The 13,864-nt window shown below is 33.1% G+C and carries 11 protein-coding genes and 1 riboswitch; of the genes, 2 read left to right on the top strand and 9 right to left on the bottom strand.

What is annotated here, in order from left to right; all coding sequences use genetic code 11:
* Positions 1 to 93: 93 nt before the first annotated feature.
* From FM121_RS11370 to FM121_RS11360, 3 genes are all read right to left on the bottom strand, one after another.
* Positions 94 to 2,172 carry a DNA topoisomerase 3 gene (locus tag FM121_RS11370; RefSeq protein ID WP_086952280.1) on the bottom strand — a complete coding sequence of 693 codons (2,079 nt, stop codon included), beginning with the start codon at positions 2,170 to 2,172 and terminating at the stop codon, positions 94 to 96.
* Positions 2,120 to 2,479 carry a DUF1033 family protein gene (locus FM121_RS11365; protein WP_086952279.1) on the bottom strand — a complete coding sequence of 120 codons (360 nt, stop codon included), beginning with the start codon at positions 2,477 to 2,479 and terminating at the stop codon, positions 2,120 to 2,122. Before FM121_RS11365 ends, FM121_RS11370 begins: the two co-directional genes overlap by 53 nt.
* Before the next feature lie 97 nt (positions 2,480 to 2,576).
* The gene (locus tag FM121_RS11360; RefSeq protein ID WP_179203862.1) at positions 2,577 to 3,308 is read right to left on the bottom strand and encodes a nitroreductase family protein; all 732 of its coding nucleotides are present in this window, start codon (positions 3,306 to 3,308) and stop codon (positions 2,577 to 2,579) included.
* Positions 3,309 to 3,404: 96 nt separating this feature from the next.
* On the opposite strand from FM121_RS11360, the gene FM121_RS11355 reads away from it, so the two are divergent.
* Positions 3,405 to 3,749, top strand: coding sequence for a winged helix-turn-helix transcriptional regulator (locus FM121_RS11355; protein WP_086952277.1), 345 nt, complete (start codon positions 3,405 to 3,407; stop codon positions 3,747 to 3,749).
* A gap of 72 nt (positions 3,750 to 3,821) precedes the next feature.
* Here FM121_RS11355 and FM121_RS11350 read toward each other — a convergent pair whose 3' ends face one another.
* The 3 genes from FM121_RS11350 to mnmA all read right to left on the bottom strand — a co-directional run bounded on the left by FM121_RS11350 (position 3,822) and on the right by mnmA (position 9,025).
* On the bottom strand, positions 3,822 to 4,556 hold the full coding sequence (locus FM121_RS11350) for a MerR family transcriptional regulator (RefSeq protein ID WP_179203861.1): 735 nt from the start codon (positions 4,554 to 4,556) through the stop codon (positions 3,822 to 3,824).
* 106 nt (positions 4,557 to 4,662) lie between these two features.
* On the bottom strand, positions 4,663 to 7,323 hold the full coding sequence (mgtA, locus tag FM121_RS11345) for a magnesium-translocating P-type ATPase (protein ID WP_086952535.1): 2,661 nt from the start codon (positions 7,321 to 7,323) through the stop codon (positions 4,663 to 4,665).
* 341 nt (positions 7,324 to 7,664) lie between these two features.
* Positions 7,665 to 7,833: riboswitch (M-box (ykoK) riboswitch) on the bottom strand.
* A 64-nt stretch (positions 7,834 to 7,897) separates the two neighbouring features.
* On the bottom strand, positions 7,898 to 9,025 hold the full coding sequence (mnmA, locus tag FM121_RS11340) for a tRNA 2-thiouridine(34) synthase MnmA (protein ID WP_086952275.1): 1,128 nt from the start codon (positions 9,023 to 9,025) through the stop codon (positions 7,898 to 7,900).
* Positions 9,026 to 9,311: 286 nt separating this feature from the next.
* On the opposite strand from mnmA, the gene FM121_RS11335 reads away from it, so the two are divergent.
* Positions 9,312 to 10,496: a multidrug effflux MFS transporter gene (locus FM121_RS11335; RefSeq protein ID WP_086952274.1), complete on the top strand. Its 1,185-nt coding sequence runs from the start codon at positions 9,312 to 9,314 to the stop codon at positions 10,494 to 10,496.
* Positions 10,497 to 10,543: 47 nt separating this feature from the next.
* Here the strand turns inward: FM121_RS11335 and FM121_RS11330 are convergent, their stop codons facing one another.
* From FM121_RS11330 to cls, 3 genes are all read right to left on the bottom strand, one after another.
* A complete protein-coding gene (locus FM121_RS11330) occupies positions 10,544 to 10,885 on the bottom strand; it encodes a cysteine desulfurase (RefSeq protein WP_086952273.1) in 342 nt (113 codons plus the stop codon).
* A gap of 68 nt (positions 10,886 to 10,953) precedes the next feature.
* Complete coding sequence (locus FM121_RS11325; RefSeq protein ID WP_086952272.1) at positions 10,954 to 12,096, bottom strand: cysteine desulfurase family protein; 1,143 nt, start codon at positions 12,094 to 12,096, stop codon at positions 10,954 to 10,956.
* Positions 12,097 to 12,226: 130 nt separating this feature from the next.
* The gene (gene cls / locus FM121_RS11320) at positions 12,227 to 13,756 is read right to left on the bottom strand and encodes a cardiolipin synthase (RefSeq protein WP_086952271.1); all 1,530 of its coding nucleotides are present in this window, start codon (positions 13,754 to 13,756) and stop codon (positions 12,227 to 12,229) included.
* Positions 13,757 to 13,864 lie beyond the last annotated feature (108 nt).

Here is a 13,864-nt window from a genome sequence, read left to right as displayed (position 1 = left end):
CTATTCGCCCATTATACCATTACTTACAAAAAAAAGGCGCTTGCTAATAACTCCAATATTTACTTTTAAGTCATCAGCTTGCTCCCTATTTTTTTATTGATCTTTCATGGCAGCTTTTAAAGCTAAAGCCAGTGGACTTTCTTGCTCTTCTTCATCAGCAGCATATTTTTTCACCAAACGGCGTTCTTCGTGTTTTGTCATTTTTTTGCCTTTACCGCCTTTTTTATCCATTTTTTCAGATAAATTACAGGTCTTACATTTGAAGTAAGAACCATTTTTATTTTCTAAAATTTCCATTTTCTTTTTACATTGTGGACAGCGTTTATTAGAAACTTTTGGATCTTTTCTTCGTTTGTAAGAACACGATTCACTACTACAAACATAAATTTTTCCATCCCGAGTGTTTTTTTCTTTTAACTTAGAACCACAATCAGGGCAATCTTTAGCCGTTAATGAATGATCCACATACTTATCTTCACTTGTCTTAATCTCTTTAACTAGACGAGCCGTTTCTTGTTCAATTTCTTTAATAAAGACACGATTATTTAATTTTCCTTGCGCTATTTTTTCAAGAGAAATTTCCCATTTTGCTGTTAATTCAGGTGTTACAAGAGATGGATTGACTAAAGTTAATAACTGTTTACCCTTTGGCGAAACGCTTAATTTCCCATTATTCCGTTCCATCAAATCAGAACTAATCAATTTTTCGATAATTTCAGCTCTTGTCGCAGGTGTACCTAAGTTATGTTTCTCCATTTGTCCAAGTAATGTACCTTCATTAAGTGGAGCAGGTGGTGTCGTTAATTCTTTATTAATCACAAAATTAAAAGGAATTCCTTGTCCTACTTTAAATGTAAGTTGTTCTTTTGTTTCTTCTTTTTCTTTTTTCCAACCATAGGACTCAATTTTTTGTTGTCTAAAGATAAAACTAAATTCACCTGATTTGGCTGTAATTGTTTGGTTAGAAGAAATAAAAGGTTCTTCAAACAACCCTAAAAAACGCTCAACGATTAAACGATAGATTTTCATCTCTTCATTGTCTAATTTTTCCAAACGAGGGGTCTGTTCAGTTGGGATTAAACCATGATGATCTGTTACCTTACCATTTTGGAAAACATTTTTTTGCTTAACAATACCACCCGTTTTAATAATTGACTTCACGCGAGCACTATCCAGTATTGTAACAGCATGCAATCTATCTTTCATAGTATCTTTCATATCGGTTGTTAAATATTTAGAATCCGTTCTTGGATACGTCACAATTTTATGAACTTCATACAATCTTTGAATAATACCTAATGTTTTTTTAGCCGAATATTGATATCGTTGATTAGCTTCTCTTTGTATTTCTGTTAAATCATAAGGAAGTGGTGCCGTTTCTGTTTTTTTCTTATCCTTAATATCAACAATTTTAATTGGTGATTTTTCAATTGTTTTTGTTACAGCTTCCAAAGTAGCACGTTCTTTGTATTGTCTTGGATTAGTTAACTGTAATCTACCTAACAAATGTTGGTATTTTAAATCTAAAGTAAAATAACTTTCTGGTCTAAATTTCTCGATTTTTTCTTCTTGCTTTCTAACCATCGCAAGTGTGGGTGTCTGAACACGCCCTGCTGATAAGCTGTCTTTGTATTTCACTGTTAATGCACGAGTCACATTTAATCCCACTAACCAGTCAGCTTCTGCGCGAGCTATTGCTGAGTAATATAAATCATCATACGCTTTACTTGGTTGTAATTTTCTAAAACCATCTTTAATCGCTTTATCAGTTTGAGAAGAAATCCATAAGCGTTTCACAGGTTTCTTAAATTTCACATATTCTAAAATCCATCTAGCAACAAGCTCTCCCTCACGTCCTGCATCAGTCGCAATAACAGCTTCTGACACATCATTACGATTTGCTAAATGACTAATTGCTTTAAGTTGTGGTCTTGTTTTTGGTAGTGGCTTAATTCCAGATTTTTTAGGAATCATCGGTAATGTATTCATTTCCCAATTAGCCCAATCCTTATTATAATCCTCTGGCATTTTTAAGCCCAGTAAGTGTCCTAATGCCCAAGTCACGATGACATCTTTACCCTCAATATAATTCTTACTTTTTTGTGTTGCTCCCAATACTTTAGCTATGTCGCGTGCAACACTTGGTTTTTCCGCTATTATTAATTGCTTCATTATTTTCTAAGTCTCCATCATCTAATTTTTGATAATCCTTCACTAGCAACAACCCTTTATATGCTTGGAGTTCCTCATCACAATCCTCACAGTAGATAAGATCACCATCATTCCAAAATGCCGCAAGTAATGGTGGTTTTATTTTATCTAATTCAAACTCTGATTGGTACTCTGTTGCCAACTGGTCGAAACGTTTTTTAGCTGAACAAAAACAGTCAAATGCTTCTTCTGTTTGAATGTCTTCTTGCCATTCATCAAAAAACCACCAAGGCTCATTTTCACTATAGGTCACTATTACTTGATACATAATAAAACCTCCTTAAACATTAATTTATTATAACATAAGTTACAGGAGGTATATTGAATTAGTTTTAAGTAATTAGATGAGAAGAAATCCTTAGTTTTTAAATTAAACCTTGTTTCTTCAATGCTTCCTTCGTGCCTTTTGGAAATTGTTTTTCATTATAATAATCTACAAATCTAGTTTGCCACTCAGAAGAATTATAGCCAACCTTTTGTGAAAAATCATATAAAATTTTCCCATAACGCTCAATTTGAGCCGTGTCTTCGGTTTCCATTGATTCTCCTGCATAAAAAATATTTACATCTGATAATCTTGGCTTTACAAATTTTTCTTTCGTTGGTTTTCCTAAAGCAAGTCCTACCAAAGGAAATGAGTATTTTGGATACTTATGAGTTGTTATAATTTCTTCTGAAAGTCTCCTTATACCGCCAACAACACACGTTCCCAAACCTAAACTTTCAGCCGCAATTAAAGCATTCTCAAGAGCTAAAGAAGTATCTACTGCTCCAATTAACAAAGGTTCTATTTCTCCAGCAAAATCAGCCTCTATTCCATACAAGCTAAGATTAATATTAAACATTAAAAAAATATTAGACTGATTAATAATCTCAAAATTACTTCCTTGATTTGGATCTGTCTCAATTAACTTAGCTAATTTATTTTTTTCATCGCCAGTAAAGATAGTGATACTATACGCTTGCCCATTTTGCCAAGAAGGTGCTTGTTTGGCAGCTGACAAAATATTATCCATTTCCTCGTTAGTTATTTGATAATTAGAATCATACTCTCTCACCGTTGCATGGTTTTTTAGTAAAGAAATCGTTTCATTCATTTTTAATTCCTCCTTAATCATTTGATTTATTATAAATCTAGGGTAAAATATAAACAATACTGTTTAAAAAGATACCTAGTTAAGGAGAGAATTCAAATGAGAAAAACATACGAACAAATGGTGGAATGTAATTGCGATACAGCTAACACTCTCGCTATTATCGGTGGGAAATGGAAAATACTTATTTTGTATCACTTATTGCAAAGTGATAGAGGTTTTAATGAAATGACACGTTTATTAAGTGGCATCACACCACATACATTAAGTAAAGATTTAAAGGAACTGATTGAAGATGGAATGATCAAAAAAACAATTATTCAAAATATGCCACCAAAAACCAGTTATAGTTTAACAGATAAAGGAAAAGAACTTGAAACCCTATTACTAGAAATGAAAAAATTTGGCAATAAATATCCGATTAATTTGAGAGACAACACATGATTCATTCATCTAAAAAACTCTGTTAGAATTCATTTGAAATGATTTTTAACAGAGGTTTTTTATTTTATAAAATTAATTATCAACTTTTGTTATTTCAGCTGTTGTTTCAACACAATATGATATATGAGAACAATTACAACATTTCAATTTTCTAGTTTTAAATGTATGTTTAGCAAAAACAAACTGACTAAATGATGGGTAGAAAATATTATGACACTTAGGACAAATGTAATTAATATTTTTACGATAATACCAAGTGAACCATATAGTCAAAGTTATGACTAGACTCATCCCGAAAAGGAACGGCTGCCATACTCCTTTGGTTATCCCAAAAATAAAGGTTGAGTATTGAATTAAACCACAAACAACGGCTGTGACTATCATTACATAATGAACTTTTTTTAATTTTTTTGTATCTTTCATAATATGTTCTATGTCTGTTAGTATTTCTGTTGGAATAGTTTCACAATTTTCTAGTATCGTTCTGATGGTTGACATTGCTTCTATTTGAACTTGCTTTTCTTTAACTTCGACTTCTAATTGTTTAGACTGTTCATCGAAAATTAACAATAGAGTACTCGTTGCATATCCACTAGACAAAATATCTTTGATACTTGCTAAATTTAAACCTAGCGATTTCAAAAGACATATAAATTGAAGTTTTTTTACGTCTTCATCTGAATAAAGTCGCCGTCCACTCTGAGTAAGTTCAGTTGGAGTTAGTATTTTTTTTGTGTCGTAAAATTGAACTGTCCGAACTGATACATCACAAAATTTAGCTATTTCACCAGTTGTGTATTTTGACATAGTATTCACCTCCATATACTTATAATACCTTATTACGTTACGTCATTAGCAAGAGTTTTCATAAAAAAAGAGGCAACACAATCGTGTTCACCTCTAATCTTCATTTCTATAATAATTCTCCAAAACGTTTCACGTAGATTTTTTTAACAAACATAACTAATAGTAGATAAGCAATAACCGTGATCGCTAACCAACCCCAGTAATTTGATGGCAGTGGTGCTAGATCTAATCTTTCACCAAATGCTGTAAATGGTAAGATTGAGCCAATCGCAATTCCGATTGTTGTGACAGTTGTTAAAATAAATGACGCGTTACTTTGTAAAAATGGTACTTTGGGTGTTCTTAATGTGTGAATAACTAAAGTTTGAGACCATAGTGATTCAACAAACCAACCAGCATGGAACACAGCGATAAATAACACTTGTTGCTCTGCTGTTAATGTGTGATATGATCCGCCAACAACCGCTGGACAAATCACAAAGTACATTAAAGCATATGTTGTAATATCGAAAATTGAACTTGTTGGTCCTAACCACTTCATGAATGAACCGATACTTGATGAATCCCATTTTTTAGGTTCTTCTAAGTACTCTTTGTCCATATTGTCCCAAGGAATTGACATACAAGAAATATCATAAATTAAATTTAAGAATAATAATTGTAATGGCAACATTGGTAAGAAGGGTAAGAAAATACTTGCGACAACAACTGAGAACATATTTCCAAAGTTAGAACTAGCTGTCATCTTCACATATTTCATGATGTTTCCAAAAATAGTTCGTCCTGATAAAATACCACGTTCTAAAATCATTAAGTCTTTATCAAGCAAGATAACATCTGCAGATTCCTTAGCGATATCGACAGCTGTATCAACTGAAATCCCTACATCTGCTTCTTTCATTGCTGGGGCATCATTGATACCATCTCCCATAAATCCTACCGTATGACCGGCTTCTCTTAAGATACGAACTAAGCGTGTTTTTTGAGCTGGTGATAATTTAACAAAGATATTATGTTTCTCAGCAATAACAGTTAATTCACTGTCACTCATCTTAGATAACTCACTACCTGTAATTAACACTTCATTTTCTAAACCGACCTGTTTACAAACGGACTTAGTTACAAGTGCATTATCTCCCGTTAGTACTTTAACTGCTACACCATGTTTTTTTAAAGCTTCTAACGCATCTTTTGTTGTTTCTTTTGGTGGATCCAAGAAAGCTAAATAACCAATTAATACCATGTCACTTTCATCTTTAATAGAGAATTCTCCTACAACACTTGGATTTGTTTTTTGTGCCACAGCAATGACACGTAAGCCATCTTCATTCAACTCATCTACTGTTTTTAAAATCGTACGTTTAATTTCTTCTGTTAATGCAATAACTTTGCCTTTGTAATCGACATAGCTTGATATTTCAAGCATCTCTTCAACGGCACCTTTTGTAATCATTTGAGTTTTGCCATGATTATCTTCAATCACCACACTCATACGACGGCGTTGGAAATCAAAAGGGATTTCATCAATTTTATTGTAGTTAGCCACGTCAATGTCTAATTCCTCATTTGCAGAATCAATAATTGCTTTATCCATTAAATTACGTAAGCCTGTTTGATAGTAACTATTAAAGAAAGCATGACGTAAAACACGAGCATCTTCTTTACCGTCAACATCTAAGTGATACTCTAAAATAATTTTATCTTGTGTTAGTGTGCCTGTTTTATCTGTACATAAAATATCAATTGCTCCAAAATTTTGAATTGAATTTAGATTTTTAATGATTGTTCCCTTTTTAGCCATCGTAGAAGCGCCTTTAACAAGGTTTGTTGTCACAATCATTGGTAACATTTCAGGTGTTAAACCAACCGCTACTGATAAACCAAATAGGAAAGCTTCTAACCAATCACCTTTAGTTAAACCATTAATTAAAAACACCGTTGGCGCCATGACAAGCATAAAGCGAATTAATAACCATGATGTTTTATTAATTCCAATATCAAAATTTGTTAATGTTTTAGACTCTGTCACGTCTTTTGCAATCTGACCAAACAATGTCTTGTTTCCAACAGCAATGATAATTCCTGTTGCACTACCACTCACCACGTTACTTCCCATGTAAGCAATATTTTCTAGATCCGTTTCACTACTGTGTTCCAGCATTTCGTACGTTGCTTTTTTCTCTACCGGATAACTTTCACCTGTCATCGCAGCTTGTGAAATAAATAGATCTTTCGTTTGGCTTAAACGAATATCAGCCGGTATCATATCGCCCGCAGCTAATTTAACAATATCACCACAAACTAATTCTTCAATTGACAACTCGACTTCTTTTCCATTACGCAATACAGTAGCTGTCACTTTTACTAAATTACCTAATTTTTCAGCAGCTTTACTTGATCTGACTGATTGAATTAAAGTCATCGTTCCACTTAAAAAGACCATCGCCGAAATGATAATAACCCCTGTTAAATCACGATCTTCCACAGGTGCAATCACATAATCAGTAAAGAATGAAATAATTGCTAATGTAATTAATACAATAGTAAATGGTGTAAAGTAGGCTTTTAATACTTCCACAATGAGTGGTGTTTTCTTACCATGAGAAATTACGTTCTCCCCGTGAAGCTCTCTTAACTCTTCTGCCTCCTGTGTCGAAAGTCCCTTTAAATTACTTTTAAACTTATTTAAAACACTTTCTGCCGTTTCTTGTGAGAAAACAGTATAATTAATCTCGTTTTTTTGAACCACTTTTTCTTTTTTTTCCATTTTCATACTTACCTTCTTTCCATAAAATATCACCCAAAGAGACAATCCAACACTCATGAACAGTAAAAAAATCATTACTTCTGACATGTGATTTCCTCCTAACTTCATTGGGTTTATGAAAGAAGTACGATAAAGAAGCGCATTACTTATTTTCTAGAAACAAATAAACAATAATAGAAATCTTCTAAAACATAATTCTTATGACACAAACCCCTTTGACTTTCACTCTGACTACTGTCGTCCATTTGTTTCCATCTCCTTTTATCTAATCTGCTATGCATACAAAAAACCTCTCGCCAAAAACTCGACGAGAGGTTTGAATTCATCACTAAATAAGCATTCTTAAGATCCAATCGTTGAGTTTTAGCACTATACAACGTAAAAGCATTAGCTTTAGCTACGTTAAGAAAAACCTTATCTCGATAATCCCTGTTATACCCATTGGTGTCTCTCGACGTTTTTGGGCAGTAGCCTGTGTTTGTATAGGAGCCTCACCTAACAAATCTATTTAATTGTTTAACACATACGACTATAAATCATTTTTAAATAACTGTCAACTAAAAACTATAATTTTTTAAACATACTGTCTTTGGATTTCTTCGTTAAAAGCAGCATCAATCAAACCGCCACCTAAACACTCATCACCGTCATAGAATACAACGGCTTGTCCTGGTGTGATGGCTCTAACTGGTTCGTCAAAAATAACAGTAGCCTTTGTTTGATCATCATTTAAGATAACTTTAACACCTGTATCTTGTTGACGATAGCGGAATTTAGCCGTACATGAAAATTCTTTTTCAAGAGGGGTATCCACCGTGAAATGAACTTCGCTAGCAGTTAATTTTGTGGCATACAAATGCTCATGATGGAATCCTTGTCCAACCAATAAAGTATTCGTTTCTAATTCTTTTCCAACTACAAACCAGGGTTCACTTGACTCACCTTGTCCCCCGCCAATACCTAATCCTTGACGTTGGCCGATTGTATAATACATCAAACCAGCATGATCTCCTTTAACTTGACCATCAAGGGTCACCATCTTACCTGGTTGGGCTGGTAAGAAACGACCTAAAAATTCTTTAAAGTTTTTCTCACCGATAAAACAAACACCAGTCGAATCTTTTTTCTTAGCAGTGGCTAAATTAGCACGTTCAGCAATCTCACGAACTTCTTTTTTCTCCATATGACCAAGAGGAAACATGGTTTTAGCTAATTGTTCTTGTGACAATTGGCTTAGAAAATATGTTTGATCTTTATTATTATCAACTCCTCTTAACATATGCGTTGTGCCATCTTCATCTCTCGTCACTTGAGCATAATGACCCGTTGCAACATAGTCTGCACCAAGTTTCATCGCATAGTCTAAAAAAGCTTTAAATTTAATTTCTTTATTACACATGACGTCTGGATTGGGCGTTCTTCCTAAGCGATATTCCGCCAAGAAATATTCAAATACACGATCCCAATATTCTTTTTCAAAGTTTACAGAATAATAAGGAACGCCAATTTGGTTTGCTACTTTAGCAACGTCCTTATAATCTTCTGTTGCAGTACAAACGCCATTATCATCAGTGTCGTCCCAATTTTTCATAAAGACACCGACCACGTCATACCCTTGTTCTTTTAACAATAAGGCTGTTACAGATGAATCAACCCCACCGCTCATTCCAACAACAACACGAATTTCGCTGTTATCTTTCATTCAATCACCATCATTTCTTAGATTCTGAAATCTAATACGATTTGAAGGTCGTAATTTTTCAGTGTTTTCATTATATACATTTTTTAAGAAAAAATCATCTATTTCTTATTATTTCCTTTAAAGTATTTTTACTTTACAGTATCTATTAATTATGTTATTCTTCACTAGAATAATTAAGAAAGGGTGAAAACCATGTCTACCTTAGAACAAATCAAGATCATGGTACCTCCATTTCCCTTCAAAAGATGTTTTTTTCGCATAATTTAAAAATTCGGAGGAATTCAAATTGGAAAAAACATCAATAAAAAAACAACCAACATTATTATTATTAATCTGCTTAGTGGGATTCCCACAAATTAGTGAAACTATTTTTACCCCTTCATTACCTGAGATTGCTCAAAGCTTTCAGGTATCAATGAATACAGCACAGCTAACGCTAAGTATTTACTTTTTGGCTTTTGCTTTTGGCGTATTTTTTTGGGGCTATCTATCAGATATCATAGGACGCAGACCTGCAATGATTTACGGCATTGTTTTATATGGAATTGGAAGTATTCTTTGCTACACTTCAACATCTATCAACTTTTTACTGCTTGCTCGCTTTATTCAAGCATTTGGAGCAAGTACGGGATCTGTGACAACCCAAACTATTTTACGAGAAGCTTTTACTGGTAACAAACGTCACGAACTGTTCGCTCAAATTTCTGCTGCCCTTGCCTTTACTCCTGCTATTGGGCCATTAATTGGTGGTTTTGTAGGAAACTATTTTGGTTTTAGAATGGTATTTCTAACTTTGGTTCTAATGAGTTTGATTCTATTAGCCTATACCTTTGTCGGTTTACCAGAAACTTTTGATGTTTCAACCAGACAAAAAGTTGCTTTATGGCCTATTTTTGTCAGACTAATTAAAAATCCTAAAGTATTAACTTACGGCTTTTTAATTGGAGTAATCAATGGGGTTTTATTCAGCTATTACGCAGAAGCACCTTTTATTTTCATCGAAAAATTTGGTTTATCAGCTTCTTTATATGGTTTTTTAGGCATCGTGATTGCTGGGGCATCCATTGTTGGTGCATTACTTTCAAAGAAACTTTTGAAAATAAAAAAAGCAGAATCGATCATTCTGCTTGGAATCAAGATTATGCTTATTGGGTCAAGTTGCTTACTTTTAGCAACTTACAGCAGTGTCTTTCCAAAATGGGGACAATTTGGCCTCATTTTACTAAGTATTTTTATTACTTTACTTGGAACAGGAACTGCCTTACCTAATTGTTTAAGTTTAGCACTTGTTGATTTTAAAGACGTTGTTGGTTCAGCGGGAGCCATCTTTAGCCTAGGTTATTATTTACTCGTTAGTTTAATAACTTTTGGCATGAGTCATCTCCATAATGGATCTCTGATAATAATGCCACTGTATTTTATTTTTTTAGGTATTATGATGCTAATTTTAGCAAAAAGATATATAAAATAAAAAAAGAAAGAACAGAACTGAAAATCAGTTTTGTTCTTTCTTCATTTTCAGGCTTCTTCTAGACAGCCATAGTGCATCATGTCAGCCATGATATATTTAAATTGAGCTTGTTTCTCTTCATGAGAATCACCTTTAAAAATATTTAAACTTTTCAAACCATTCGCTGTAGTAATTGACATTTTTAACGTTTTTAAATCTTTTGCTACAGTAATTTTGAGTTTAGGACTTTGCTTATTTTGAGGATTTGTATCTAATGGGCGAACCAGTTGAAAATTTCCCGAAGCTGATTCTTTGAATCCATAATCCTTAAATGCATAAGCTCTAGCTGTATCTTTGATTTTATAATATGTTGTGCCACCTTCGACAGTTGCTTTATCTAAAAAAGACATATAATTCCTCCTAAAACGTATTCTTATACTCAATTATAAACAATCCGCTTTTAAAAAGCTATGCCAATTTAGATAAAACTTTTAATACTTGTTATTAATTTTTCGGCAAACAACTTGATATCATCCTCATTTAAACCAAGTCCAAAACTAATTCGTATGGATTCAACAGCTGCTTCTGGATAATCTTTTTTCATTACTTTAATAATTGGTGACGGAGCAACATTGCCAGCACTACATGCTGAACCCGTTGAAATGGCAAAGCCTAATAAATCAAGTTTTGAAAGTAAGATATTACTTGGAATTCCTTTAATCCAGATATTCAAAATATGTGCTAGGTAATTATTTTCATCACCATTTATTTCAAACGCGACATTACTATCGACTAATTTATCTATAATGATTGATTTGAACATTTGATATTTTTCTCTATTTACCATCTTTTGCTCGTCAGTCAGGATAGTTATCGCTTTTGCTAATCCAACAATCCCGGCTAAATTTTCTGTTCCAGCACGTTTCTTCTCTTCTTGCTCGCCACCATGAAGCATTACTGGGACTAGAGCACCTTTTTTTATGTAAAGTAATCCTACCCCTTTAGGCCCATTAATTTTATGCCCCGAAACACTTAAATAGTCCACTTTTAATTCTTTGACATCAATCGTTTCTGTTCCAAAGGCTTGAACTGCATCAGTATGAAATAAAGCTTGATGACCTTCTAATAAGTCGCCAATTTCTTTAATAGGTTGCATTGTACCTACCTCATTATTTCCATACATCACAGAGACGAGAATAGTATCTTCTCTTAAGGATTCTTTAATTTGTTCTACTGAAATAGCACCCGTCTCATCAACAGGTAGATAAGTCACTTCAAATCCTAGTGATTCTAAATATTCTAATGAGTGAGTAACTGCACTATGTTCCACATTAGTCGAAATAATATGTTTTCCAAATTCTTTTTTATCTAAAGCAGTCTGAATGAGCGCTGTATTATCACCTTCTGTTCCACCACTATTAAAAATAATTTCAGTAGGTTGAGCGTTAATCGCTTTAGCTATTTCTTCTCTCGCGTTTTCTAATTCAAAATCTGCTTGCCGTCCAAAGTGATGAATACTAGACGGATTCCCATAAACAGTTGTCATAATTCTTGTCATTTCTTTAATTACTTCTTCATGCATTGGTGTTGTTGCTGCATGATCCAAATAAATATTTACCATACCTTCACTCTTTTCTTACTTATCATTACCACGTATCATATCATAAAATAATTATTTTTAAGTATATTTTATATCAAAAGAAGAGGGAGACCCCAAAAGTCACCCTCATTTTTATATTTTTTTGATCATTTTATAACAATGGAGAAAAAACAGCTAAGAGCGCTCTAACCATGCGTGTTGGCCAACTAATATCATTAGCTTCTTCAAGTGTAATCAATTGGCTAGAAGCTTCCGTCTGCATATGATCATCATAGACTTCTGTTACAGAAGACGTTTTGTACATCCAAATTCCACATTCAAAATGTAAAAATAAACTTCGATAATCTAAATTAACTGTTCCAACTGTTGCATAAATCTCATCCACAACAAAAGTTTTAGAATGAATAAATCCTGGTGTATATTCATAAATTTTTACACCTGCTTCTATTAATTGAGAATAGTTAGATTTAGTTACAGCATGCACATACCATTTATCCGGTTGATGAGGCACTATAATACGAATATCAACACCACTTTTAGCAGATGTACATAATGCTTCCATTAAAAGATTATCAATAATTAAATAGGGTGTCGTAATATAGACCGATTTTTTGGCTCGATTAATTAAATTTAGATAGACATTCATCCCGACTGTCTCATTATCAAAAGGAGAATCCACATAGGGTTGATAGTATCCTTCTGATTTTGGTAACTCTTCTTTATATTCTGGGTAAAAATCACTTAGTTGATCATCATCATTGTAGATGAATTCCCATAAAGATAAGAAAAGTAGCGTAAATCCCCATGCTGCTTCACCTTTAACCATAATCGAGTTATCTTTCCAATGACCGAAACGATCTACTTCATTGATGTACTCATCAGCTAAGTTAATCCCTCCTGTAAATGCAACTTTTCCATCAATTACCGTAATTTTTCTATGGTTACGATTATTAAAAATAGAAGATAAGACGGGAACAAACGGATTGAAAACACAACTTTTTATTCCATAATTTTCTAATTTTCGATAGTAATGATGCGGAAGTGTATAAAGGCAGCCAAAATCATCATAAATAACACGTACATCCAAGCCTTCATTTACCTTTCTAACTAAAACTTCTAGTATAGCGTCCCACATTTTCCCTTCCTCGACAATAAAATATTCCATAAAAATATATTTTTCTGCCTTTTCTAATTCTTGAAGCATGGCCTTAAAAGCCGTTTCACCTACAGGAAAATATTGGCTTGTTGTATTTTTAAACAAAGCCCCTTCACCATAATGCGTTAAATAGCTTGATTGAATAACTGCGTCTTGGTTACCATCTTCAATCTGGATTTGTTTAACTGTTTCTTGCATTAACGCCATTTCTTTTTCATGAATTTGAGACATTTTTCGTTTATCTTCTTTAGTAAAACGGATCCGACCAAAAACTAAATAAATAACTGTCCCAAAAATAGGTATCAGCATAATTGGAATGATCCAAGCTATTTTATATGCTGGGTTTGTTCGACTATTGACTATTTTGATGATAACAGCTGCCGATACTATGATATATGTCGTATAAAAATAAACAAAGTATTCTTGAAACCTAAATATAATCGCAAAAAGTAATCCTAGTTGCAGTAAAATTAACAATCCTATAATAATTGCTCGATTTGATACTAATTTTATTAAATTTTTCATTCCATCACCTCGTTCTCTATCAATATTAAATAATATATGAAAACAATCATTCTTTCAACTACTGTACAATAAAAAAGTGATTTTTTTTAAAAAAGTAGGTATATTTAT

The organism is Vagococcus fluvialis bH819, from assembly GCF_900163795.1.
Classification (GTDB): Bacteria; Bacillota; Bacilli; order Lactobacillales; family Vagococcaceae; genus Vagococcus; species Vagococcus fluvialis_A.
The sequence above is the reverse complement of the archived record's forward strand: the minus strand, read 5'-3'. Positions and strand labels throughout refer to the sequence as shown.